General features: G+C 44.8%; 17 protein-coding genes and 2 tRNA genes. 10 read left to right on the top strand and 9 right to left on the bottom strand.

Going from position 1 to position 26,439, the window contains the following annotated elements; all coding sequences use genetic code 11:
* The first annotated feature begins 333 nt into the window (after window positions 1-333).
* Window positions 334-1,140, top strand: coding sequence for a crotonase/enoyl-CoA hydratase family protein (locus L2717_RS10740; protein WP_220773059.1), 807 nt, complete (start codon window positions 334-336; stop codon window positions 1,138-1,140).
* A gap of 26 nt (window positions 1,141-1,166) precedes the next feature.
* Here L2717_RS10740 and L2717_RS10735 read toward each other — a convergent pair whose 3' ends face one another.
* Together L2717_RS10735 and rapA are read right to left on the bottom strand one after the other, a co-directional pair.
* Window positions 1,167-2,087 (bottom strand): DUF3530 family protein, encoded by a 921-nt coding sequence (locus L2717_RS10735; RefSeq protein ID WP_220773079.1) that lies wholly within the window; start codon window positions 2,085-2,087, stop codon window positions 1,167-1,169.
* Window positions 2,088-2,245: 158 nt separating this feature from the next.
* Window positions 2,246-5,152, bottom strand: coding sequence for an RNA polymerase-associated protein RapA (rapA, locus tag L2717_RS10730; RefSeq protein ID WP_220773058.1), 2,907 nt, complete (start codon window positions 5,150-5,152; stop codon window positions 2,246-2,248).
* A gap of 403 nt (window positions 5,153-5,555) precedes the next feature.
* Here rapA and L2717_RS10725 point away from each other — a divergent pair, with 403 nt between their 5' ends.
* The 3 genes from L2717_RS10725 (at window position 5,556) to L2717_RS10715 (ending at window position 13,368) form a co-directional block, all read left to right on the top strand.
* A complete protein-coding gene (locus L2717_RS10725) occupies window positions 5,556-6,950 on the top strand; it encodes a PhoH family protein (RefSeq protein WP_220773057.1) in 1,395 nt (464 codons plus the stop codon).
* A gap of 214 nt (window positions 6,951-7,164) precedes the next feature.
* Entirely contained in the window at window positions 7,165-10,881 is a 3,717-nt protein-coding gene (locus L2717_RS10720) for a response regulator (protein ID WP_220773056.1), read from the top strand.
* An 84-nt stretch (window positions 10,882-10,965) separates the two neighbouring features.
* Window positions 10,966-13,368, top strand: coding sequence for a zinc-dependent metalloprotease (locus L2717_RS10715; RefSeq protein WP_220773055.1), 2,403 nt, complete (start codon window positions 10,966-10,968; stop codon window positions 13,366-13,368).
* A 61-nt stretch (window positions 13,369-13,429) separates the two neighbouring features.
* On the opposite strand, the gene L2717_RS10710 is transcribed toward L2717_RS10715, so the two are convergent.
* A complete protein-coding gene (locus tag L2717_RS10710; protein WP_220773054.1) occupies window positions 13,430-15,238 on the bottom strand; it encodes a protein kinase domain-containing protein in 1,809 nt (602 codons plus the stop codon).
* A 250-nt stretch (window positions 15,239-15,488) separates the two neighbouring features.
* Here L2717_RS10710 and L2717_RS10705 point away from each other — a divergent pair, with 250 nt between their 5' ends.
* Together L2717_RS10705 and L2717_RS10700 are read left to right on the top strand one after the other, a co-directional pair.
* Window positions 15,489-15,830: a hypothetical protein gene (locus L2717_RS10705; RefSeq protein WP_220773053.1), complete on the top strand. Its 342-nt coding sequence runs from the start codon at window positions 15,489-15,491 to the stop codon at window positions 15,828-15,830.
* Window positions 15,831-15,931: 101 nt separating this feature from the next.
* Window positions 15,932-16,588: a thiopurine S-methyltransferase gene (locus tag L2717_RS10700; protein ID WP_220773052.1), complete on the top strand. Its 657-nt coding sequence runs from the start codon at window positions 15,932-15,934 to the stop codon at window positions 16,586-16,588.
* 732 nt (window positions 16,589-17,320) lie between these two features.
* On the opposite strand, the gene L2717_RS10695 is transcribed toward L2717_RS10700, so the two are convergent.
* Together L2717_RS10695 and L2717_RS10690 are read right to left on the bottom strand one after the other, a co-directional pair.
* On the bottom strand, window positions 17,321-17,512 hold the full coding sequence (locus L2717_RS10695) for a bacterioferritin-associated ferredoxin (protein WP_076498521.1): 192 nt from the start codon (window positions 17,510-17,512) through the stop codon (window positions 17,321-17,323).
* A gap of 196 nt (window positions 17,513-17,708) precedes the next feature.
* Window positions 17,709-18,644 carry a D-2-hydroxyacid dehydrogenase gene (locus L2717_RS10690; protein WP_220773051.1) on the bottom strand — a complete coding sequence of 312 codons (936 nt, stop codon included), beginning with the start codon at window positions 18,642-18,644 and terminating at the stop codon, window positions 17,709-17,711.
* A 93-nt stretch (window positions 18,645-18,737) separates the two neighbouring features.
* On the opposite strand from L2717_RS10690, the gene L2717_RS10685 reads away from it, so the two are divergent.
* Window positions 18,738-19,073, top strand: a complete 336-nt coding sequence (locus tag L2717_RS10685) for a DUF3392 domain-containing protein (protein WP_248938045.1) — start codon at window positions 18,738-18,740, stop codon at window positions 19,071-19,073.
* An 11-nt stretch (window positions 19,074-19,084) separates the two neighbouring features.
* On the opposite strand, the gene L2717_RS10680 is transcribed toward L2717_RS10685, so the two are convergent.
* From L2717_RS10680 to rsgA, 4 genes are all read right to left on the bottom strand, one after another.
* Complete coding sequence (locus L2717_RS10680; RefSeq protein WP_220774732.1) at window positions 19,085-19,807, bottom strand: glycerophosphodiester phosphodiesterase; 723 nt, start codon at window positions 19,805-19,807, stop codon at window positions 19,085-19,087.
* A 14-nt stretch (window positions 19,808-19,821) separates the two neighbouring features.
* Window positions 19,822-23,025 carry a mechanosensitive ion channel domain-containing protein gene (locus L2717_RS10675; RefSeq protein ID WP_220774734.1) on the bottom strand — a complete coding sequence of 1,068 codons (3,204 nt, stop codon included), beginning with the start codon at window positions 23,023-23,025 and terminating at the stop codon, window positions 19,822-19,824.
* Window positions 23,026-23,281: 256 nt separating this feature from the next.
* Complete coding sequence (gene asd / locus L2717_RS10670; protein ID WP_220774731.1) at window positions 23,282-24,154, bottom strand: archaetidylserine decarboxylase; 873 nt, start codon at window positions 24,152-24,154, stop codon at window positions 23,282-23,284.
* A gap of 62 nt (window positions 24,155-24,216) precedes the next feature.
* Complete coding sequence (rsgA, locus tag L2717_RS10665; RefSeq protein ID WP_220774730.1) at window positions 24,217-25,281, bottom strand: small ribosomal subunit biogenesis GTPase RsgA; 1,065 nt, start codon at window positions 25,279-25,281, stop codon at window positions 24,217-24,219.
* A 112-nt stretch (window positions 25,282-25,393) separates the two neighbouring features.
* On the opposite strand from rsgA, the gene orn reads away from it, so the two are divergent.
* From orn to L2717_RS10650, 3 genes are all read left to right on the top strand, one after another.
* Complete coding sequence (gene orn, locus L2717_RS10660) at window positions 25,394-25,939, top strand: oligoribonuclease (RefSeq protein ID WP_076498504.1); 546 nt, start codon at window positions 25,394-25,396, stop codon at window positions 25,937-25,939.
* A gap of 202 nt (window positions 25,940-26,141) precedes the next feature.
* Window positions 26,142-26,217: transfer RNA gene (locus L2717_RS10655), tRNA-Gly, on the top strand.
* Between the two features lie 42 nt (window positions 26,218-26,259).
* Window positions 26,260-26,335 (top strand) — tRNA-Gly (locus L2717_RS10650).
* The last annotated feature ends 104 nt before the right edge of the window (window positions 26,336-26,439 follow it).

Genomic DNA, 26,439 nt, shown 5'->3' with positions numbered 1-26,439 from the left:
TTTTCCATTTCACGCATACAACTGCATCGTTTATCGATTTATACATTAATAGTATCAATTACCCATCAATATGGACTGCTGGTGCTGTCAATCCTGATTATCTTTAGGGTTGTGGACAAACTGACTTTACCCGTTTAATAAGCCTACCCAGCAGAAAATATCGGCGGATGATCGTACTGGGTGGTGATAGCCTAGCATAATTTGCTTTTAAGCTATTTGTTAAGTTAACAAAATTTTGACTCAAGCCAAAAAACTGGCTCATGTTATATCTTTTAGTGAACTATTCCAAACGTGTTAACATTTATTCTGGACTGACCAGTAACGGAATATTTTATGAGTAGCCAAAGTGTGCAAGTTAACGTCGATGATGGTATCGCCTATGTGTTGTTAAATCGTCCCGAAAAAATGAATGCGATTAACTATGCCATGTTTAGCGAGCTCGATAGCGCAATTAAAAGTATCAAAGCTGATCCTACGGTGCGTGCGGTGATCCTTTCTGGTGCGGGAGGCCACTTTAGCTCAGGGCTGGATGTGAAAAGTGTGATGTCGGCACCGATGCAAGCGCTTAAGTTATTATTTAAACTTTTGCCCGGTAATGCGAACTTGGCGCAGCGGGTATCTTTAGGTTGGCAAACTCTACCAGTACCGGTTATCGCTGTACTTGAGGGGTGTTGTTATGGTGGTGGTATGCAAATCGCTTTAGGTGCCGATGTGCGTATCGCAAGTACAGATAGCAAGCTATCTATCATGGAAGCGAAATGGGGGCTCGTGCCCGATATGGCAGGGCTGGTCGCCTTACGGCAAATTATGCCTAAGGATCAAGCCATGCTATTGAGCCTTACGGCTAAAGTGCTCGAAAGCCACGAAGCGCTAACATTAGGACTGGTGACACAAGTGAGCGACACACCTATGGCGAGCGCGCAGCAATTGGCTATGCAACTGATGCAGACCTCTCCTGACGCCGCCGCAGCCATTAAACTCAGTATTAACCGCAGTTGGACGGCTTCTATTCGGAGCCTACTTTGCCGAGAGTCAATTAGCCAAATTCGGTTGTTGTTAGGCAAAAATAGTAAAATAGCGGCCACGCGCCAGCTTAAAGATCCGCAAAAACCTTATCAGGATCGCCAGTCAGGTTGGTAAAACCGTTTTGTTGATGTCGCCGATATTTACTGCGCGCCGCTCATGCGGGCGGCAAAGCCTTTAATCGTATTAAGGCAGTTTTGCCAAGCGCTTTCGTTGTCTAAATTAAGAGCTAACGTGGTTTGTCGATAATTGGGGCTTTCTAGCGTCACCGCCAATGTTTTACGATGGTTAGCTGTTTCTAATGAGGCAGGGTGTCCATCTGGTGATTGAATATCTAAAATCGGCATTGTAAGTTTGGCTAATAACTCGGGTAGTGCTTGATTACGTTGTTCATCTTCACGATAGGGATTGATGACGATCAATACATCAGGATTGGCAATTTTCTTTTGGCTTAATAGGCTAATCAGTAACCCAGCGCTTTGATCTGCGGTGATCAAAATGCGTTTCCCAGCATAGTCTGCCCCAATGGCATCTAATTGCGACATACTTTTAACGAGAAAATCTTCCTGCTCCTGTTGATGTTTATTGTTATCTTCAGGCTTAACTTTAAGACTCGCTTTGTTAGAAGGAGCGCTGAGCTGAGCCGCGCCAGCTGAGGTGACTTCGGTGGCATCAGTAGCAAAATTGGCAGTTGGCGGCTCAGTGGGCGGCGTTACACCTAAGCTTGCCCAACCCGCGGGGTTAATATTACGGCGCACGAAAGCCATCAGTCCTGGAGAATCTGCCGTACCGTTGGTGGCAGGCAGGATAATGGCCGCGCCGAGTTTCTTTTTCCCTTCCCACGGGCGAACTAATAAATCGTATTGTTTATTATCGATAGTAATTTGTTTGATTTCGCTAGCGGGTAAGTAGTTGTAATTAGTTTTTTTTGGCGTTTGTGTAGGTGTAGGAGGATTCTCTTTTTCTACAGTATTAACTGCAGGCGTAGTGGTATCTGCACTAAAGGACGGCAGAACCGTGATGCCAACAATACAGCTAAAGATAAAGCAGAGGATACGCACCATAGAATTGATAACCACCTGTGTAGTCTCATAAATTCACCCATCTTTGAGTATAACCTGAACGCTTCCTCTAGGGTTAATTTTCCTTATAAAGTCTGATGACTACCATAAAAAAGCCCAGCGCTGGGGCTGGGCAGATTATTGCAACTTACAGCTAGGGTTTATATGTGGCTGACGAGCACCATACGGATAGCATCGAGTTGTAACTGGCTGGCATCGAGATAAGTATTAAGCTCTTGCATCTGGTTGCGCAGGTATTCTAATTCTTCTTCACGGATATTAGGATTCACGGCTTTGAGTGACTCTAAACGGTCGAGCTCAGCGCTCAGTTGTTGAGTCATTTTCTCTCTCGCTTGAACAACCATTTCATCCACAACCACTTGTGCATATTCTTCACCCTTAGCAAACAGTGGGTGCAAAATAGGCTGAGAGGCGGTGACTAACTTGCCGCCGATATGACGATTGACCGCGCTCAGTTGTTTATCAAAACTGGCGTAATCCACCTTAGCCGACAGGTCGTTACCGTTTTTATCCATCAACACGCGGATTGGGGTCGGTGGCAAATAACGGTACAACTGGCTCGATTTAGGTGCAGAGGCATCAGCCATATAGATAAGTTCTAAGAACAAGGTGCCTGCTGGCAGTGCTTTATTCTTCAAAATGGCTACGCTGGTGGTACCCGTTTCTGAACCTGTGATCAAGTCGAGCCCTGTTTGCACCAATGGATGCTCTTGGGTGATCAACGCGATATCATCGCGGGACAAAGCGGTGTCGCGATCAAATGTCACTGTCATACCATCTTCTGGTAGGCCGGGATACGTCGGGAACATCATGTGCTCACTCGGGCGCAAAATGATCGAGTTTTCACCATTATCTTCTTGATCGACACCAATAATATCCCACAGTCGGATAACGGAACCGATTAAATGGGTGTCATCATCGTTCTGCACAAGACGGTTGACGATAGCCTGTGCCTTGTCGCCGCCGTGTGAGTTGATTTCAAGCAGCTTGTCGCGGCCTTGCTCCATTGCGTGTTTAAGTTCTTTATAACGACTCTGAGTATGATTGAGCAGGTTTGTTAGCTCGTCACTGTCATTACCTATCAGAACATTTAAGAGCTCTTCGGCAAATTCACGGTAAAGCACATGGCCACTCGGACAGGTGCGTTCGAAGGCATTAAGCCCTTGGTGATACCACTGCATCAAACGTTCTTGGGCTGTATCTTCAAGGTAAGGCAAATGAATTTGGATATCATTTTTCTGGCCGATACGATCTAAACGACCGATACGTTGTTCTAATAGATCGGGGTTTAGCGGCAGGTCGAACAGCACTAAGTGGCTGGCAAACTGGAAGTTGCGTCCTTCTGAGCCAATTTCAGAGCAAATCAGCGCCTGTGCGCCGCCTTCCTCTTGGGCAAAGTAAGCACCGGCTTTATCGCGCTCAATAATCGACATGCCTTCGTGGAATACCGTCGCTTGAATCCCTTCGCGGGTACGCAGGGCTTCTTCTAAGCTCAGCGCCGTTTCTGCTTGGCTGGCAATGATCAGTACTTTTTTGCTGCGGTGGGATTTTAAGAACTCGATTAACCAATCTACGCGAGGATCGAACTTCCACCAACTGGCGCTGTTATCTTCGAATTCTTGATATAGCTTTTCAGGGCTCAGGGCTTGCGCCGCTTTCGCTTCTAAAGATTTATGTCCGCCCATCATGCCACTGACGCGTGCGGCAGTTTGATATTGATCTGGCATAGCATGGGGATAAGCGTTAAATAAACGCTGCGGAAAACCTTTTACCGAGGCGCGGCTGTTGCGGTACAACACGCGGCCAGTGCCGTGACGGTCGAGTAATTGTTGTAGTAATTCGCTGCGAGCGGCTTGTTGAACCTCGCTATCGATGCCCTCAGCTTGGATCAAACGAATACTTGGGCTGATATCTTTTTCGCCGAGTAATTCGGTCAAGCTATTGATAGCAGCATCGGATAATTTAGCGTCACCTGCTAGCGCTTCGGCAGCAATGGCCACGTCTTTATAGCTGTCCTCTTCGGTTAAGAAGGCATCGTAATCGTAGAAACGATCTGGATCGAGCAGGCGTAAACGAGCAAAGTGGCTCTCATGGCCAAGTTGATCCGGTGTTGCGGTTAGCAGTAAAACGCCAGGGATCACTTCACTTAGTGCTTCAACCACTTGATAGGCGCGGCTGGGCGCTTCTTCTGTCCATTCTAAGTGGTGCGCTTCGTCAACGACTAATAGATCCCAATCGGCATCGAGGGCTTGGTCGAGGCGTTTTTTCTTACGCAGTAATTCCAGTGAACAAATAATTAACTGTTCGGTGTAGAAAGGATTGTCATTATCAGCATAGGCTTCAACGCAGCGGTCTTCATCAAACACAGAAAAACGCAGGTTAAAGCGGCGCAACATTTCCACTAACCACTGATGGCGCAGGGTATCAGGCACGATAATCAGAATACGTTCAGCGCGGCCGGTCAGCAGCTGTTGATGAATAATCAGACCTGCTTCAATGGTTTTACCTAGACCCACCTCATCGGCGAGTAATACGCGTGGCGCATAACGACGACCGACTTCATGGGCAATCCACATTTGGTGCGGAATAAGCCCAACACGTGGGCCTTGCAAGCCGAGTAAGTCTGATGAAGCCAATTTGTGACGCAGCATTTGGCATTGATAACGCACCCCAAAACGGTCGAGGCGATCAATTTGCCCGGCAAATAAACGATCTTGAGGTTTGTTGAAACGAATATTGTGGTTCAGCAGAGTTTCACGCAGAGTCACTTCTTCGCCAGTTTCACTGTGAATACCGTGATAAAGCACTATCCCGTCTTTCTCAGTCAATTCACTGACGACAAGACTCCAGCCTTCATGGCTTTCAACCGAATCGCCGGGATTGTATATAACGCGTGTCAGAGGGGCTTCTGCGCGGGAGAACATGCGGTTCTCACCGGTGGCAGGGAATAATACTGTGACCATACGGCCTTCTACTTGAACCACAGTTCCTAAACCAAGCTCTGACTCGGTATCACTTATCCAACGTTGACCTAAGGCGAACGGCATCTTTAATTCTCATTTCTAGGCGGACTCTAACAAAGGGCGCGTATGTTATACCAATACTCACGATATTTAAATCGCCCAATCACTTGTTAGAGCCTAATTTCCACTGTGATAGATTACAAATTGTACAAGCGACAAAGTTGTGGTGCAAGTTGAGGATATTGTCATGCTAGCGTCATATTTGCGGCGATACACTGCCTTGAGCTGCAGGCAAATAAAGGTGGTTATATTGTTATTGAGTCACTTTGGTGCCAATATCAATATAAGGTTTTAGGCGCTGATAACCGCTATCAACTTGAACCTTATTGTTATTTTTACCTTATGTTTTGCCAGTCATTGCAGCCGTGTTACTTTTATTGAGATTCAAAAGTTTGTTTAAACTTTACTGAAGCACTCTGGAGGCGCCATGGAACAAAACGACAGAAAGTTGTTTGTACTGGATACCAATGTGTTACTACATGAACCTTTGGCGATCTATTCATTTAAAGAGCACGATGTCGTCATTCCTATGACAGTGCTAGAAGAATTAGACCAGATTAAAGACAGAAAAAGTGATGTAAGCCGCGATGCTCGAGTCGCTATCAGAGCATTGGAGGACACCCTTGGCGGTGAAACTACCCCAGAGCAGATTATCAATGGGGTTCCCTTACCAAATCGTGAAAGCCATGCCGATGCCATCGGTTCGCTGTCTATCTTCCCCGACCATCTTGTTAGCTTCACCCTTGGCGCCTTGCCAGGTGACGGTAACGACAACCGCATTATCAATACTGTTTTACACCTGCAAAACCTACATCATCCTCGTATTGTTGTTTTAGTTACTAAAGATATCAATATGCGCCTTAAAGCCAAAGGCGCCGGTGTTCAATTGGTTGAAGATTATCGAACCGATCAACTGATTGATGACATTCGTTTCCTCAGTAAAGGTTTTTACCAGTTTGAGGGCAATTTTTGGGAGCACTTGAATAAGGTTTCTACTGAGCGTCAGGGGCGGCATACGGTACATGAAGTACCAATTACCGATCTTGAAAATGATCAGTTTTATATTAACCAATACCTTATCGATACCGAGTCTGATTTTTGCGGGCGAGTGATTGAACGCACTGCAACTCATCTGCATATTTTAGATTTAGGCCGCGAGCGGATAAACAACCTTGAAGCATGGGGGATTAAGCCTAAAAACGTCTACCAAGGTATGGCATTGCAAGCGCTGCTGGATCCCGATATCGATCTGGTGATCTTAACTGGTCCTGCCGGTTGCGGTAAAACCTTGCTCGCCATGGCGGCGGCGCTTGAGTTAGTGGTTGAGCGTAATCGCTACGATAAAGTGATCGTGACCCGTAACACTCCTGAAATTGCCGAATCTATCGGTTTTTTACCCGGCACCGAAGAGGAGAAAATGATGCCGTGGCTGGCCGCTATTACTGATACGCTTGAAGTGCTGCACAAGAATGATGTCAATCCCACGGGCAGCATGAATTACATTATGGAAAAAGCGAACATTCAGTTTAAGTCGATTAACTTTATGCGTGGGCGCTCAATCCAAAACTCCATCGTGTTACTGGATGAATGTCAAAACCTCACCGCTTCGCAGCTTAAAACCATGATCACCCGAATGGGCGAGGGCACAAAACTGATATGTTGCGGTAACTTAGCGCAAATTGACTCTAACTATTTAACGGCTGTCACCTCTGGATTAACTTATATTGTTGAGCGTTTTAAAGACTTTGAAGGCAGTGCCAACGTGTATTTGAACGGTGTGGTACGTTCACGCTTAGCCGAATATGCTGAAGAGCATCTCTAACGCGGGTGAGTTTTGTTTTGAGTAAATAATCAGGCCTCAGATATTGAGGCCTGATGTTTATTATGTAACAGATTTTTAATCGACTTATCAGTGGTATGAGTAGCCTTTATCGGGCAATTATTTTATGTGATTGACCGTTCCTTCCTGCTACTATAGGTGCTGATAGTTTTTGCCGTCGATGGCTTAAATTAAGCGCTGCAATCAAGGGTAGTGGATGAAATCGAGTGAGCCGGATCTCCAACTAAAATCGCCGATCCAGAAAAATTACAACCGTGCTGTTTTTTATACTTACATTGGCGTTATCGTCATGTCTTTGTTGACTGCGTGGATGTTTTTTGACCGCCAGAAAGCCCAGCAAATGGAGCAGCGTGAAGAACAAGTACAGCGACATGTACTGCAAATCGATTTGTTACTTGAATCGAGTATTCGGGCAGTAAAAAGCTTACGTGATGTTGCGGTGGATCATCTGCGTTTAGGTGAGCTCGTGCGTAAAGAACGCTTACCCCAATACGGTAAGTTTAATGAAAGTGGCCAATATTTTACCCTAGAACCCCGCTATGCTCAGAGCGGTAAACCTTTTACTAACATGGGACGGATCACGGGTGCCGGTTCCCTTGATGGCCGCAGTGATGGGTTTTATCAAGAACTTGAGATGTTATTTGAGCTGTCGCTGTCGTTCCCTGTCGCTAAGGAAGCCGCCCCAAAAGCCTCGGCAATTTATTATCTGTCTAAACGTAGGATCATGTCCTATTTCCCCTGGTCTGATGAAAATATACGTTTCAGGGATGAATACCTCAATAAGAAGCAGTTCCAATACGCCACTCCAGCAATGAACCCACAACGCAGTGTTTTTTGGAGCGAAGCCTATGTTGACTCCACCGGCAAAGGTTTGCTTACTACGCTAGGTGTGCCCATTTATTTAGAAGATGATTTTATCGGTTCAATCAATTTAGACATGACGTTGGCCTCCTTAGCGCGGCAAATTCGAGTTTACTTTAAGATGCCGGGTACAGTGATTTTACTCGACCAACAGAATAATATTTTATCCCACAGCGATTTTGATATTTCCGACATTAATCGGGTTTATCACATTAGTCAGCGCATCCCGTCTGAACTGCATTCGTTGCCAGAATCTGAACTGTTCGATGCCCACGACGGCATTATTCGTAATGGCTATTACATCCACTCGGTTGCCCTGCATAACGCACCTTGGCGTTTACTGTATTTACAGGATGAAGATGATTTATTCCAAGATTCTTGGGAGAAATTACAGTTGACGTTTATCTTGGTGGTGATCGCGCTATCTGTGTTAGTCACCATAGTGCATTGGCAGACTCGTCGCTCCTTTGTGAGTCCAGCATCACGCTTGTTATCGCACCTTGAAGGTTGTTCGCAAGAGCCACGTAAGCCTCCAGAGAAAATCACTCGTGGCTGGGAGCCTTGGTTCTTGTTAGTGAGTCGGATATTTGAGGAAAACAAGCAGTATACCCACCATTTAGCCGAGCAAAATAAGCGGCTCGATAAGTTAGTGGCACGTCGAACTGAACGCTTAAAAGATACTACGGAACGGCGTGAACGCGAATATGCGCTGTTGCGATCCTTACTCGATGCCATTCCTGAGGCGATTGTCTTTAAAGATAAAGAAGGCAACTATTTAGGCTGTAACAAAGCTGCTGAGCGGATGTTAGGTTATACCGAGAGCGAGATGATTGGTTTGTCGTCAGACGATTTAGCCTCACCGGAAATGGGTATACGTATCCGCGCCGAAGATAAACAAGTATTAAAAGATCGTGTGCCGCTGCGCTACCAAGAAAAAATAGAGCTCGCTGGTAAACCGTTGTTACTGGACACACTAAAGCTACCTTTCTATAACCGCCGTGGCGAGCTGCAAGGGCTGATTGCGGTATGGCGTGATGTCACCCGTGAATATGAAGCAGCCGAGCAGTTACGATTATCGGAAGAGCGTTACCACTTAGCCATGGATGCGGTAGAAGATGGCCTGTGGGATTGGTATTTAGACTCAGAACAAATTATTTGTAATCCTGCTTACTATTCTATGTTGGGTTATCAAACCAATGAGTTTCCGGCCTTATTGTCGGCAATTGATCAGCTAACTCATCCTGACGATCGTATTCGAGTGGAGGAATATCGGCGCGAGTATTTGCAAAATCCTATTGATGCCTACGAGATCGAGTTTCGGTTATTAGCAAAAAACGGTAGCTACCATTGGGTACTTTGTCGTGGCCGAGTGGTGGAGTTTACCAGCGATGGTCAGCCCAAGCGTATGCTGGGTACTCACAAGGATATTACCCGCCATAAGAGCAACGAAGTAGCGCTACTGGAAGCCAAGCAAGACGCTGAATTAGCTAACCTATATAAGAGTGAATTCTTGGCGAATATGAGCCATGAAATCCGCACGCCCATGAACGCTATTATCGGTATGTTGCAGTTGGCACAGCGCACTGCGTTAACGGCGCAGCAAAAGGATTACCTTGAAAAAGCTGGTTTTTCGGCACAATCGTTACTGCGGATCATCAATGATATTCTCGATTTTTCTAAAATCGAAGCGGGTAAGTTAGAGCTTGAATTAGTGCCATTCCCGCTAGATAAAGTGCTTGATCATGCACTGGATCTTAATGCGCTCAAAGCGCAGGAGCAAGGTGTGGAGTTACTGCTCTATGCGCCAGTCACCTCGGGGTTAATCCTTAAAGGTGACCCTCTGCGTTTAGGGCAAATCCTGATTAATCTTTTATCGAATGCGGTAAAGTTTACGCAATCGGGTGAGGTTGAGTTGGGGTGTGAAGATGTGGGTGAGCGTGACCATCGTATTACGCTCAAGTTCTGGGTACGTGATACTGGGATTGGGATTGACAAAGATCAGCAAGAAAAGTTATTTGATGCTTTTGCCCAAGCCGATGGTTCGACGACGCGTAAATACGGTGGCACGGGCTTAGGCTTGTCTATCAGTAAGCATCTGGTTTCTATGATGGGCGGCAAAATGCAAGTGCAGAGTGAGCTTGGAGTTGGTAGTACCTTCAGCTTTACCATCAGTTTTGAAATTGCTGAAGAAGCGACAGTTGAGCCTTTCGTTGTACCCGAAAAACTGAACAATTTACGTACGTTAGTGGTTGATGATAATCCGACCGCATTACAGATTTATTCAACCTTGATGCGGGATTTACATTTTGATGTCGATACCGCTACTAGCGGCGCTGAAGCCTTGGATAAACTGTCGCAGGCGCCTATAGATTTAATCTTACTCGATTGGATGATGCCCGAAATGGATGGCTGTGATGTGGTTAGCGCCATTGATACTATGTTGGCAGAAGGCATTTTAGCGAAACGGCCAGTCATTATCATGATGACGGCCTATGCGGCAGAACTTTTGCAGGATCAAGTGGATAATGCCAAGGTGTTTACGGTACTGCAAAAACCTTTTAAAGCCTCGAGCTTGTTCGATGAAATCATCGCCGCTTTTACTGACGAGCCGAAATTGAATCTGCTGCCGCCAGCAGATGTCACCGTGACAGAAGAAGGTGAGTACGCAGGATTAGTGCTGTTGGTAGAGGATAACTTTATTAACCAGCAAGTTGCGACAGAGCTTCTCAAAAGTGCCGGTTATGAAGTGGTGTTGGCTGGTAATGGCCAAGTTGCATTGGATATTGTCGATTCACGTCCGTTTGATGCTGTATTGATGGATATCCAGATGCCAGTGATGGATGGGCTTACTGCGGCCAGAGCTCTGCGCGAGCGTTTTAGTACCGATGAGCTGCCTATTATTGCCATGACGGCCCATGCCATGTCGGGCGACAGGGAAAAGAGTTTAGCTGCGGGGATGAACGCTCATATAACCAAGCCGATAGTGCTCAATGAATTATTTGAAACATTAAATCACTGGATTACACATAAAAATCAGCATCAGAATCGTTAATTTTTTTGCTCGGGGCCTGTGATGGCCCCGCGTTATTCCAATTGATCTTCATGAATAACGCAGCTAGCCGTATTAGGAGAAAAGATGAAACCTCAAAGTGTAGCCTTAGCCATCGCGTTGTTAGGATTTCCCGCCGTTACTGTGGCCGCTATTGCGCCTAGCGCTAAAATCATTCAGCAGAGCCAAGAAGTTAAGGGGTTTGTTAATCTCTATTACGAGCCGTCTCAAGGAGAGTTATATCTTGAGGTTAATCGCTTAAATCAGCCCTTTTTACTCGTCACTAGCCTGCCACAAGGTGTGGGTTCAAACGATATTGGCCTTGACCGTGGTCAACTTGGGCAAACTCGTATGGTGCAGTTTGAGCGCCAAGGCCCCTATATTGTTCTCAAGCAACTAAATAGCCAATATCGCGCTAATACTCTTGATGCTGCAGAGCAAAGAGCCGTTGCAGAAGCCTTTGCTGATTCTGTTTTATGGCAAGGCAAGGTCGTTGAGGGTCAATCTGTACTGGTTGCGATTAACGATCTGGTGCTCAGCGATTTACACGGTGTATCCTCCGTATTACAACAAACTGGGCAGGGGGATTATCAGCTTGATTTGGGCCGTTCGGTCATCTTACCAACAGGGATTAAATCCTTTGCAAAAAATGCCGACGTAGATGTTCAGCTCACCTTTAAAGCCGATGTTGCTGGGGAGCAAGTGGCGCAGGTAACACCCGATGGCAGGTTGATGTCCGTGCGGATGCGCTATTCTTTTGTTGAGCTTCCCGATGCGGGTTATCAGGCTCGGGCATATCATCCTATGAGCGGCTATCTATCCGATGAGTATCGCGATTACGCCACGCCTTTTGATCAACCCTTAGTGCAACGTTTTATCCTACGCCACCGTTTACAAAAGGTGCACCCTGGACCTGCGCCAAGTGAGGTGGTTAAACCGATTATTTATTATCTTGACTCTGGTGTGCCAGAACCTATTCGTTCGGCATTGCTCGATGGTGCGCGCTGGTGGGAGAGTGCTTTTACTCGTGCAGGATTTATCAACGGCTTCAAAGTGGAATTATTACCTAAAGATGCCGATCCACAGGATATTCGTTACAACATGATCCAATGGGTGCATAGGGCAACGCGGGGCTGGTCCTATGGCGTGGCGTTAACTGATCCGCGTACCGGTGAAATCATCAAAGGCCAAGTTACGCTCGGCAGCTTACGTGTACGTCAGGATTACTTAATTGCCAAAGGGTTAACGGCTGGCTGGCAGGATAGAATCGCAGCCGATAAAGCGGCAACAGCACTTTCCCTCGCGCGCATTCGCCAACTCGCAGCCCATGAGGTTGGTCATACTTTGGGGCTTGACCATAATTTTGCGGCTTCGAGTAATCAAGATGCTTCTGTGATGGATTATCCCCATCCTAAAATCCAGCTTAAGGGGGGCGATATTGATATTTCAGCACCTTACTCTACTGGCGTCGGCCTTTGGGATGATTTTGCTATCGCTTATGGTTATAGCGATGCGGGCGATGCACGCGCTCAACAAACACTACAAACTGAGTTGTTAGCCGATGTGGCGAAACGGGGCTTACGTTATATCGGCGAAGCTGACTCCCGGCAAAAGGATGCCAGTCAAGCTTATGCCAGTTTGTGGGACAGTGGTGATGATGCGATAACCCAACTGACTAAACTCGATAATATTCGTACAAAGGCGATAGCGGGGTTCTCCAATGCCGCATTATTACCTAATGAGCCACTGGGCGAGTTAGCTGATACCTTTGCACCGATTTATTTACTCACGCGCTATCAAATCGATGCGGTTGCTAAGTTTATTGGCGGGACTGACTATAACTACCAATCTATTGGTGAGGGGAGTCGCTGGAGTTATATTGCACCGCCGTTGCAGCTTGCGGGATTAGATGCTTTGCTTAAAACCTTAGATGCGGCGAGTTTAACGGTACCGCAAACTTTGCTCGATAATTTAGTGCCAAAGGCGGGTAATTATCATGCTACACGTGAATCCTTTGATTCTGGTTTAGGAACGGTTACCGATCCTTTAGGCATGGCAGAAGTGTTTAGTCGTTATACCGTTAGTCTACTATTGACGCCTAAGCGTTTGAACCGTGTTGGCCAAGCAGCCATGGCGGATAACGAGCAGTTATCTGTGACTACCTTACTCGATAAATTATTTGCAGCGACCTTATATCAAGAGGGTAAGCTTGGTCTGGTTGAGGGTGTGTGGATGCGAGTTAATGCCGTAGTGGTTGATGAAGTCCTTGCTGCGCTACACGATAAGAATACGTCACCTGAGGTCAGGGCGGTTATTTACGACCGTATTCAATTTGTGATTAAGCAACTAAAGGCGAGAGCAAACCGTGCCAATGTCAGTCTTGCGGCGCATTATAATGGGCTGCAACTGGGGTTAGCGGCGGGATTAACCGATGCTCAGTTTAAGCTTATTCCTAAGCCATTAGTCTTACCGCCAGGATCGCCAATTTAAGGTGATAATATTGAGCTATTTGCTGAATACGGCATCTTAAGATGGTTTAGACATTGGCGCCCTAGGCGCCTATTTCTTTTGGATTTCGTGGGTAAAAGTGTTCGGCTTTACGCTCTAGATGGGTAAAGCGGCGGGTATTTTTGTAGGGTAATTTCATAAACCCCGATACTCCGTGGCCTTGAATTTTACCCACATGATGCAAGATACGATCGAGACTTGCGCGAAATGCCGCCTGTTTACGCGGGTTAAGCAGTTTTAAGTAACTGTGGATTTTTAAGTGATTGGGCAGCGCTTCAAAAATGATACAACCCGTATGGTGAATTTGGTTAATACGGGCTAATTCTTCCATGATTTCATGGGGCAGTTCGAGGTTTTCATCGGGATCTTTACCGTCTTCGAAGTATGAGTGTAAGCGCGATTTGTCTTCTAAAGTGGGGACGTCGCCCACTTCAAATGGTAATTGTAAATCAGCGCTGGCGCTAAAGGGCTCACTGGTATCGGCGCGTTCGATGTGTAACGTGTCTTTGGCGTTAAAAAAACAGGCCTTAAACACGCCGATACGCTTAATTCCCCGCGCTAAATCCACCATGTTATTGACAGCAATGATTAACGCACCTTTTTGATTTGCATCGTAAATCGCAAGATTAGAGTCGATAAATACCCCAGTTGTTTGCCAATGGATTGCAAGCCCACCCACTATGGGATACTGCGCTAACCTGCCCACCGCTGCGATAAAGCCTTTTTCGGTATCGCCCATGCCCGCGAGGAAGTTACGGTAATATTTCTCGAGCTGAATATCGTCCATTTTCGCGATAGGATCTTGGCCGTTATGCTCCCTCAAAAAGGATTTACGTGAACTGTAGCTGACGGTTTCAACATCTTTATCGCGCGATTGTACCCAAACCGGAATATCGGCCAATAACTCCACTTTGGGTAGCGTGGGTAAATGTAATCTGTGGCTGTGGCGCATGCTTTTTAAAAAGTAATCACCTGCGGTATTACGCTGCTCAGGATCTGTACTGAGCATGCCTTCTAAGGTGCGGGCTAATTCTATGGGTAAACCAATACTGGTGGGCGAGATCACCTGCGCGCCAAAACGGCTAGCTTGTCCTGAGGCAAGGGAATACAGCGTCGCGGCAACACCTTGCTCGTCAAAACGTGGACTGGAGAGTGCACCGTTAAGTTGCTCTTCGCCAATAAAGTACACATCACCCATGCGCGCATTAGTATGCTGTTGATCGCTCGACATTAATGCCATTACATTGTCTTCAACGGGGTTGTTATGCTCATCCCGCTGCGCAAAGACAGCAGAGCCCCAATCGATTAACGATAAATGCTGCTGTTCAATATCGTAAACCAGATTCGAGGGTTTTATATCGCCGTGCACTAAAGGTTTACCCGTACGCAGGTAATACAAAATATCGGCAAGCTGGCGGGCAATATTCATGATCATTGCGGTAGGTAGTGCGCCCATTTTGCGGCATAGTTGGTCGAGATCCTCCCCCTTAGCACGCTCCATCACTAATATGCCCTGTTTGCCAACACGTTCAAATTTAATCGCGCCAGGCACATTAGGGTGCTTTAGCAATGACAACATAAAGGCTTCTTCTTCGAGCCGGTCTTGAACATGTTGCGGTAGCGTTATCCGTGAAAACTTAAAAACATGGGCATCGCCCGCTTGATTGATGCCCGCAAATACAAAACCGTAGGCACCTTTGCCGATTAATTCAATCTCGACATAACCGAGTTTACTCAGTTGCTGTTTACACAGACGGATCCACGCCTTGTGCTTACGGGCATCATTGGCCTTGAGCAAGTAAATGGATTGCTCTTCGGAAATATAAAAATGCTGCAGCTGAGGTGTTTGCAAATTGTGCTCCTTGTTTTGTTCATTTAACCAGTAAGCGGGGGCGATAATCAAATCAAGGGTGAGTTTTAGTTAAGAATTTTTTAGTCGCTTTAAGACTTAGGTTTCATCGTGTCTTACCTATACGATCATTTCGTCACTGACTTTGACTTACATCAAGTTAAATCCTCTCGACTATAGGTAATCTTTGGATATCGAACAGGATAAGTATTTGTTAATTAACCGACAGAAAAAGTGTAGCTAAGGAGGGCGTATGCCCACCCAATATAAAGCCTTGTTGATTGAGTTATTAGACTATCCGCGTAAGCGAATTTTACAGTCAATGGAAGTCACCCATTGTCCGCATGCGGTATTTTTTAATGATCGTGACGAACAATGTTTAACCTGCCATCAGGGGATGGAATGTATCTGGATGAATCAGAATGATGAGCTAGTGGACGTGAATGAAAAATCAGTCGCAGAGCTAAAACAGCAGCTATTAATAGCGGTAGATTTTATTGATTCATCTTTAAGTCCGCATCATCTATCACGTCGTCAATGTCAATGTGATAACTGCGTTTGGCTGCGTAAAGTGCAAGCTACGTTAGATCAGTAACTTAGTCTTTACATTGTTGTATCGGTCGAATCGCAAGGAGCTTTGCATCGACTTAAAAATGCCATTAAAGTAAGGGTCACTTTAGCGAATAGAGATAGACCATGGAACCCGGTTTTTGGCATGAAAAATGGAATCTGCAACATATAGGTTTTCATCAGCAAGACATCAATCCTTTCCTTGTCCAGTATTGGCAGAAGCTCTTGCTGCCGGCGGACGCTCAAGTGTTTGTGCCCTTATGTGGCAAGTCGCTAGACATGTGCTTTTTAGCCGAGCAAGGGCATCAAGTGATTGGCTGTGAGCTAAATGAACTGGCTGTGCAGCAGTTTTTTACTGATAACCAGCTTGAGCTTACGCAAACGGCAGTTGGTGAACACCAACATTATCAAACAGAGCAGATCAGCGTGTATCAAGGTGACATTTTCACTTTGCCTAAGACTATCACACAAGAGGTGATGGCTTTTTATGATCGTGCTGCTCTCATTGCTTGGCCAGAAAACATGCGCGCGCATTATGCTAAGCAGTTGGCAAACTTATTACCATGCGGCAGCATAGGTTTATTAGTGACCTTAGATTATCCACAAGCAGCCTTAAATGGTCCGCCGTTTGCAGTATCGCCGACTTGGGTTGAACAGCATCTGAGTGATGACTTTGATATCGAGGTGTTAGCATCACAAGATGTGTTAGCGGAAAATCCTCGATTTATTAAAAAAGCAGTACCTTGGCTAAATGAGGCCGCTTATTTGTTGAAGCGTAAATAACCTGAACTCGATGTATGGACTCCTTTTGTTTTGGTCGACACCAACTTACGACTGTAGGTTGGTAGAGTCCATACATCGAATTCAGGTTAAATAATGACTTTTATCCTATAGCAGCAGTGAAATATCCCCATTGAATTTATGCTAGATAATACCAGTCGTATTAAATATCTGTTCATTCAGCGGGAGTTCAACGCGCTTTAGACAAGGCGAAGGATTGAAGACATAGTGGTGCTCTGTCGAAAGCCTTAAACGCAGTATAAAGCGCGTTGCCATGCAGTTAAATCAGCCGCCCTTTGGGAGGCTGACAGTCATCCCACTCCCGTTGCATTGACTTAAAAGGGAATAACCATTTCTGCGTCAATGCGCCTCGGATTGAAATACTTGTGAGGCTCTGAACTGATTAGATATTTAATGTGATTGGTATAATCTAGGTTGGTGGGGATTATTATTTTGTATCAGCAGGTTAAGTTTTATGGTCTTTTGGCGGCTATCAGTGTCCCATTTTATCTTTAGGATTGAATGCAAGATAGAACTATTGGGAAGCGAAAATACGGGGGCGAATAAGGACAAGACGAGGTGGAGATAAAAAATTTACTGTTATTTTTAACGTAACAGTCTTTTATGTAATAGCCTTTAATTTAATTGGTTTTAATCTAACTTATGCGGCCTGTGCAAGCGTTTTTCTTCGCTTATGAATAACTTTGCGGTTAGTGCTTTTAGTGCCAATTTTGCTTAGGCGACTTCATAGTAATTGGGTTCAAGTTCTAATTGGTTCTGGATAATCTGCACCGCCATTCTGGCGCACTTACCACATTGGTCGGCCACACCTAAGCGCTTTTTGACGTCAGCAAGAGAGCTATCGCCTTGGCTTACTGCGTTTTTAATTTGTGTATCTGTGATTGCATGGCAAAGACAAACGTACATTTTTTAGCCTCCCAAATGAATTGCTTTAATTCTAAATGAAAACGCTTATCAAATGCAATACACCTGTGGTTATTATTTGAATAAACCCGCTTAATTATTATTCGATGGCAGTTTTCCCTAACTGCCATCGCTCGGCTTTTTATTGGTGCATCGTAGTGGTCACAACTTAACCAATAAGCATCTAAGGTGAGTTACTCTAATAACCTTTATTAAAATCAATGATATTGAGTAATGGCTTTCCAGCTAAGTAGCTGTGATAGTTTTGGCTAAATAGAGTCACGATTTGTTCTGGCTGGCTTGGTGCCGAAATATGCGGAGTGATAATGGCATTTTCCCGCTCCCAAATAGCATGGCTATTGGGTAATGGCTCTTGAGTAAAAACATCAATAATCGCTTGTTGAGTGGGATTAACGATAAGTTGGCTATTGAGCGCGTCAAGATCAAGTGCATCACCGCGGCCGACGTTAAACAAAATGGCATCTGGCTTTAACATTGCCAACATATCAACGTTGAGGACATTACGGGTTGCTGGCGTGCTGGGCAATAAATTAACCACCACATCGGCCTTTGTCAGGGCTTCTCCTAATGTTGGCATCGTTTCGATGACATCAAAACCGTCAACCGTATTACCAGTGCTATTGATACCCGTGACATGCATGCCAAAGTGTTGTGCAGTTTTCGCTAAATGCTGAGCTATTGACCCAGTTCCCAGCAAAAGAAAGCGCATGCTTTGTAAGCTAGTGTGGCGTGGCAGTGGCTCAACCTGCCAGTATTTTTGCCGTTGTTGCTGCCGATAAAAATCGTGGCCGCGGATGTGCGCGAGTAAATAACCGAACACATACTCGCTCATCAATGGGCCGAAAATGCCTTTAATATTGGTCAGTTGGTAGTCTTTTCTCCCCCCTGGACTCATCAGGGCATCTATGCCCGCAAAACTGGACTGTAACCATTGCAGATTTTTTGCATGAGGTAATAATGGTGCTGCTAGTTTGGGTTCAGCTAACCAAATATCGGCCTCTGTTAAGTTTTTGGGATCATCGTTGAGTAGCACTAAGTTTGGGAGTACCAGCGCCTCAATTAAGTCGCGGTATTGTTGATTTGCCTTTGTGAGTAAGAGTAACTTGTGCCCCATGGCGTCTCCATTTATGCTTAGTTATTGTTATTTTTCAATGCACTGCTTCGGCTATTAACTTGGCTTACGCGGTATTTTTTAGGTTAATTTATTATGTTTGATCAGTTAGTCGCCATTATTGCCCAATTGGGAAACATGCTGCGCCCTTGGGCATTTGATATTGCTACCGCTATGGTGGTATGTCTCATTTTGGTCTTTTCAGCAGACGTCAATCGTCTCTTAAGACGCCATTTATTGGGGCATTCTTTTGTGTTGCGGACCTTTGTTTTTATTATTATTAATGCTTTTGGTTACGGCTTATTGATTGTTAAAGCCACCCCTTGGGTAGCAAGACACATAGTGGCTATGCCATCCCATTGGATGTTTCTGTTGATTATGACGATGTTTATTTTTATCGGCTATTGGGCTCAGCGAAATAATCAGTCTTAATCAACCACACTTTATTCAAAGTAACCAAGGTAATCGGTGGTGATTACTTGAGTTAAAGCCTGCATGGCGCGATCGGGATAATTGCTGAACACACCATCAACGCCCATTTTTTTAAGGGCATGAATATCATCGGCATGATCGACGGTATACACATAAACTTTGGCGCCGCGCTGGTGTGCATCATCAACTAACGCTTGATTGATGAAACTCACATCTAAATTCAAGGAATAGGCATCAAGCTGGCTGACAACGGCGGCACCCTCGAGTGGAATACTGGCGAGCAGCGGCGCGACTAAAGCGTTTGGGAGTGCTTGTTTAAACTCACGTAGATAAGGATGATTAAAAGAAGAGATCAGTAACTGTTCTTCGGTAAAACCCAGTTGTTTTAAAGCCTTCGGATATAAATCGATTAACGGCATGACGGTATTTATGCCTTTTAATTCAATATTGACTATACAGCGTCCTGCAATTAATTCTAGCACCTGCCATAGGGTGGGTATTGGCTCACCTTTTACATTAATGCCTGCCAGATAATCCTTACTCACTAAATGGATAATCCCCGAGCCTGAGCTTTTGCTATCGAGTCGCCGATCGTGAAACACCACCAGCTCACCTTCGACATTATGCACATCGAGCTCAACCGCTGGCGCGCCTAATTGCAACGCTTTTTCCATAGCAGCTAACGTATTTTCGGTCTGATAACCGCTGGCGCCACGGTGGGCAAAAATGAGCATATTGTGTAATCCTATTAGCTTCTGATAATACTTTTTGGCTCGCTATTTTGACTATTTTTAATATAGATTTCCATCTGCGGATAGGCGAGCTCAAGATTGTTTTCTTTGAGTTTTTTAGTCACTCGTTTGTGTAAATCATGGCGAAGTGGCCAGCGTGATGGCATATCTTTTGCGTAAGCACGGATTTCATAATCTTGAGTATGTTTACCAAAACCGGCAAACCACACTTCGGGCTCTGGGGTTGCCAGTGCATCTTCACATTCTTGCACTGCTTGATACAGCGTTGCCTCGACTTTGGCAGGATCAGAATCGCGCGCAACGGATACGTAAACAATGACGCGCGTAATCGGATCGGACAATGACCAGTTAATTAATTGTTCCGTAATAAAGGCCTTGTTTGGAATGATAATTTCTTTTCTATCCCAATCAATGATGGTTGTTGCCCGTATTTGAATTTTACTCACAGTCCCGGTTAAATCACGAATTGTCACGGTATCGCCAATACGTACTGGTTTTTCAAATAAAATAATTAAGCCCGAGATAAAGTTGGCAAAAATCTCTTGTAAACCAAAACCTAAACCGAGCGAGAGTGCGGCAATCAGCCATTGCAGTTTAGACCATTCCATCCCGAGATTAGAGAAGCCGATTAATAGCCCTAAAAAGACCACTAGATAACGGCTTACTGTGGTAATCGCAAACCCCGTACCGGGTGATAGGTCCAATCTTTGTAGGATCATCAGTTCAAGTAAACCGGGTAAATTGGTGGCAATCATCATTGAAAAACCGACCACAATAAGCCCAAACATCAAGGATTTCATGGTGATAGGTAATTGTTGTTCTAAGCCATTCACACTGGTATTGGTTGTCCACAACGTAATACCGTCGAGAAAGGTAAATAACGCCGTATGGGTTTGCGTCCATAGGCCAATTAAACTGGCTAAAAAGGCCAATAATAATAGCGAACGCACTAGCCCAAGTGACTGGCTCGAAATGGTTTCGAGATCTACTACCGGCTCTTCATAGGTATCGAGTCCATCGGTTGATAGATGGTGTGTTTCGCCTTTTTCCCTTTGTGCTAAGCGTTCAGCCCGTTTCGCTTTGGCGCGATCGAAAGCAATACGGCGGCGTTCAATTAACATCCAGCGTTTAATGAGCTGATATAGCAACAAGAAGCCTAGACCCAGCACGATAGATAATTGCAGCTGGAGCAGCATTTGGAAGGCGGTAAAGTAATACCCTTTAAACGCGAGTACTGCACTGAGTAAGGGAACTGAGATTAACAAAAACCAGAGCATTTTTTGGATAAGCTTTTTATTTTTATCGTCTTTTTGTGGAGCAGTATTTTTACGACTGAGAATTAAAGTGTCTTTATAAAATAAAAATAAAACAATACAAAACACAATAAATGCGCCGCGACCAATACTATTACGTATCAATGATGCATCCAGTATTTCGGTAAAGCCCATCAAGCCTAACAATGGGCTGGCTACCAACACAAAGTGCCTGAATCTAAATTGCCCCGCTTGGATAAGTTTTGATGGACGTTTGAAATGGCCGACCAGCACACCTTTGTCGAGTGTGAGAATAAAGATAAAACGATATAAAAGGTAGACTAAGCCAATGGCCAGTATGCCCATGCCTACGGCCTGCACAAAATTACGATCAGAGTGGTAAAAAATTAAACCCGCCAAAATCACAGGGGTAGGTTTGATTAATGCGTAACCTAAGCTGCAAGCAAGGGCTTTGAGCGTGTAAATGAACTTATCTTGGGTTACGTTACCGACATAGGTGGTATAGTGATTTAATAAGCTATTGAATTTAGGCGTAATAAGGTCTTGTACGACTAAGCATAATACCAGCAATATAACCCACCAATACCAATAATCATTTTGTTCGTCCCACGCTTTACCCAATTCATCCCACTGTGCCTGTCTCACCAGCCATACTGTGCTGCGCTCGAGATCCGTAAGCCATAACTTACTAATGCTAGCGGCATTAGGGACCCAGAATAAATGTTCATTAAGGGTATTTTTTAGGGTGAGGTGCTGTTGACTTAATTGCTGATAGTTAACTCTTAACTTGCCTAATTCACTCAGGTATTGGTCATAGCTTTGCATCAACTGGGTAATTAAACTTTGCTGCGAATGCAGTAGTTTAATTTGTTGTTCATTGTATAAACCGGGATGTTCTAGTTCTTGCTCATTGAGTGCTTGCTGTTGCTCTAAATGGTATCTATCTAAACGGGCATCGGCGATGAGCGTCTGAAGCTTTTCATGATTTGGGGGTTTAGGCAGTGATTGTAATATCTGCAAAAAACGCTCACCAAAGGCGGAGTTCATTTTGACCCATGTAATTTGTTCTTGGATATTGGCGAGCTGTTTTGCTTGAGATTGATATTGGGTTTCAGCTTGTTCTTGCTGTTCGACGACATTATTAATCTGCAAGGTTAATGTTTGCAGCTTCTGGCCATAAATTTGATTGGTATCGGCAATGTTGCGGGTAATAGGATCGATAACTTTATCAGTATTGACGATGTTTTTGGCCAAGGTCGCATCGGTGTTTTGCTGGCGTTGTTTATTGATCGCTTTATTGATGGTTTCAATGAAAGCTTCTTGTTGTATCAGTTGTTGACGCACTAGTTGTAGTTGTAATTGCGTCAGCTCAATGCGCTTCTGGCTACTGGCTAGCTCAGCTTCATTGGTGGTTAGGCTTTGTTCAAAGAACAGCCGCTGTGTTTGTTGTAATTCACCGGTTGGTGTATCTAATGGCGCGAGTTCAGCTTTTTTATTCTGAGCCACATTTTGTCTTGCACTGGTAATGACGGCTGGCAGCTCATTCTGGCGTTGTAGTAAATCGTTAACTTGTCGAACTAAGCTCGATTCGCTTTCTTTAAGCTCAGATAGGCGAAGATAGGCCATAGAAGCCTGCTGGCTGAGATCGGTGCCTTTTTCCAAGGACAGCGGTTTGTAAGCTTCTTTTAGTGCTTTATCAGTGTTTTTTTTATGTTTTTCAAAATCGATTTGTGCCTGTTGGAAGCTGGTTGCGCTGGCAGCGAGCTTCTCAATGTTAATTTTTAGATCGTTTATTTGCTCATCAATGGTGAGATTTTGTTGTTGATCTTGCTTGTTTATGCCAAGACGTTTGTCCAACTGCAATGGGGAGTTGGCGAGAACGGAAAATGAGAAAAAAACAATAACGAACAATAAAATACGTGGCATATAGGCTAAAATATTTAGAGGCAAAAGACGTACCATATTAGCCAAGTTGCGTTGAGATTGGTATGTTTCAGGCGTTCTTTTTTTGTCGGTGTAATGGGTGGGGTTTGAATATGGTGGTCGCGGCTCTGGATGCGTCTATGTATGCTCGCAACTATGCCTGATAATGCCGCCCAATAAGCCGTACTGCTAAATAGCAGTACGGCTAGATGTTAGTCAACTCATCGTCAATGTTGGCGTAAATGTAAGCATGCTTAATTTACTTTTTTGTATCTCTAAGATTGGCGAACGCTTGACCCATACGAGTTACCGCTTCGGCTTCAACACCTTCTGCAAAAGTTTGGATAGTGTCTTTAGCAAACAACATCACCACTGTGCTGCCTAATTTGAAACGGCCCATCTCTTCGCCTTTATCTAAGGTGATGGCATCAGGCCCTTGAGTTGGGTATTTCCAGGTAAATACTTGTTTACCTGTAGGTGGTGTTATGGTTCCTGCCCATACGGTCTCGATACTGGCGACAATCGTTGCGCCAACCAATACCATAGCCAGTGGTCCTAATTCGGTTTCAAAAATCGCTACCACCCGTTCATTGCGGGCAAATAAACCAGGAACGTGTTTAGCGGTAAGCGGATTAACTGAAAACAACTCCCCAGGAACATAAGTCATTTTGGATAAGGTGCCTTTAATCGGCATGTGAATACGGTGATAATCTTTCGGTGCTAGATAAATAGTCGCAAAATCACCGCCTTCAAAGCGCTTTGCATCATCGGCTTGATCGCCAAGCAGTGTTAACGATGAATAATGATGGCCTTTTGCTTGAAAAATACGGCCGTCTTTGATTGGGCCTAATTGACTAACTGCACCATCGACGGGGTGCACCATAATATCGGCATCTAGATCTAACGGACGAATCCCGGGTTTGAGTGCGCGGGTAAAAAAGGCATTAAAGCTTTTATAGGCTTCGGGTTCACTTTGCGCCGCTTCGCTCATATCAATTTTATATTGTTTGATAAACCACTTGATGGCAGCAGTGGTCAAAGCGCCCGCTTCGGCGGCGGCGAATTTGCCCACTAAACGAGATAATAAGTGTTTTGGCAGCATGTACTGCAAGGCTATTTTGAGGTTATCCAATGTTAATTCCTTTTCTTACTGCTCAATCTTTACTGAGAGCATTATTATTTATCAATCAGTTATTATTCATCCGCTGCCGTACGGAAATGGCGAGCATGACGTTGTTCATCTAAACTAGCGATTATTTTGTGGTAATTATTAAAGCGATCAGCGCTGATTTTACCTTCGCTCAGCGCAGCTTGCAGTGCACAGCCGGGATCGTCACCGTGTTTGCAATCGCGGAATTTACACGCGCCAAGATATTCACGAAATTCGATAAAACACCAACCCACACGTTGTGCTGGAAGATGCCAGAGGGCGAACTCGCGCACGCCAGGGGAGTCAATCAAGTCGCCACCGCTGGGTAAATGTAATAGTTTGGCTGTGGTTGTGGTGTGTTGACCTAAACCTGAATTGTCTGATACATCACCGATAACCAGCTCAGCATCGGGTAATAAGGCATTGATGATCGATGACTTACCTACACCCGATTGGCCGGCAAATACACTCACTTTATCTTTAAGTATGCCTTTAATGGTATCAATACCATCACCTAGCTTACTGCTGACCTTATATACCGGATAGCCAATATCTTTATAGCGTTGTAGTGCTTCATCTATGGCCTGCGCCTCATCGGGATTGAGTAAGTCAATTTTATTTAAAATGATGATAGGCGGAATATCGGTATCTTCGGCGGCAACTAGATAACGATCGATGATCTGGGTAGTAAAACTCGGTAATACTGACGACACAATCAAAATCTGGTCGATATTCGATGCGATGATTTTTACGCCATCGTATAAATCGGGTCGTGTAAGTGATGAGCGACGTGGGTGAACCGCTTCAACAATACCTGCGATACCGCTATTGGCTTGGCTTTCAATGGCTAAGCGTACAATCACTTTATCGCCAGTGACTAAGCTGGTAACGGCACGGCGAATATTACAGCGCACTATTTGGCCGCTTTCGGTTTCGATGTCGGCATGTTGGCCAAAACGCGAAATTACCGTACCGGGCTGTTCTTGTCCCAGTGAACTATCTTGTAGCTCCGGCGTATTTTTTTCGCCCGTATCACGAGCGAGTCGCTTCTCGTGATTAGCACGCATACGGCGTAATTGACCTTGGCTTAGGGGTTTCTTTTTAGTCACTGATTCGTCTTCGTCAATTAGGTGATTTTTTGTGTTGCAAAAAAGCAGTATGATACACACTCTTGAATAAAAAAGCCTGAATTTAGGCTAACTGACATGATAAGGCTGATTTATGACGGCAAATGTAAATAATCTCATTTGGATTGATTTAGAAATGACAGGGTTAGAGCCCGACGTCGACAGGATCATTGAAATTGCCACTTTAGTGACAGATCAAGAACTCAATATTATTGGTCAAGGTCCAGTTATTGCCATTCATCAATCAGATGAGGCGCTTGCGGCTATGGATGATTGGAACCAGAAACATCATGGTGAATCTGGACTCATTGACCGCGTTCGTGCCAGCCAAGAAACTGAAGCGCAAGCCGTCGCAAAGACTATTGCCTTTTTAGAGCAGTATGTGCCTAAGGGTGCATCTCCAATGTGTGGTAACAGTATTGGCCAAGATAGACGCTTCTTAAATCGTTACATGCGCGAGCTAGAGGATTATTTCCACTATCGCAATGTAGATGTCAGCACGATTAAAGAGCTTGTGAAGCGTTGGAGCCCAGAAACGATGGCGGGCCTTAAGAAGCAAAACACTCATCAAGCATTGCAGGATATCCAAGAGTCGATTGCCGAATTGCAGTATTATCGCAGTAAAGTATTTAAAATTTGACCGATCAGTAGATAAATATGCAAGAAGGGGTTGCAGCCGCATGAATTTTTCATATAATGCGGCCTCAACTTTTTGGTGCGAACGAGATGTTCTGCTCATTTAGATTGAATGCGACATTAGCTTAGTTGGCAAAGGTTGGAATACGATACCTTTGTTAATGTTGAAGGCAAATGTAGCAGCGATAGCTCTTAATGAAAAAAATGCGACATTAGCTCAGTTGGTAGAGCGATACCTTGCCAAGGTATAGGTCATCGGTTCGAACCCGATATGTCGCTCCAAATTAAAATTTAGTGATTTACCAAATCATTAATACAAATTATGCGACATTAGCTCAGTTGGTAGAGCGATACCTTGCCAAGGTATAGGTCATCGGTTCGAACCCGATATGTCGCTCCAAATTAAAATTTAATGATTTACCAAATCATTAATACAAATTATGCGACATTAGCTCAGTTGGTAGAGCGATACCTTGCCAAGGTATAGGTCATCGGTTCGAACCC

Origin of the sequence: Shewanella glacialipiscicola, assembly GCF_023283485.1 — a bacterium.
Lineage (GTDB): Bacteria > Pseudomonadota > Gammaproteobacteria > Enterobacterales > Shewanellaceae > Shewanella > Shewanella glacialipiscicola.
Note: the sequence above shows the minus strand (reverse complement) of the source record. Positions and strands in the feature narration are given on the sequence as shown.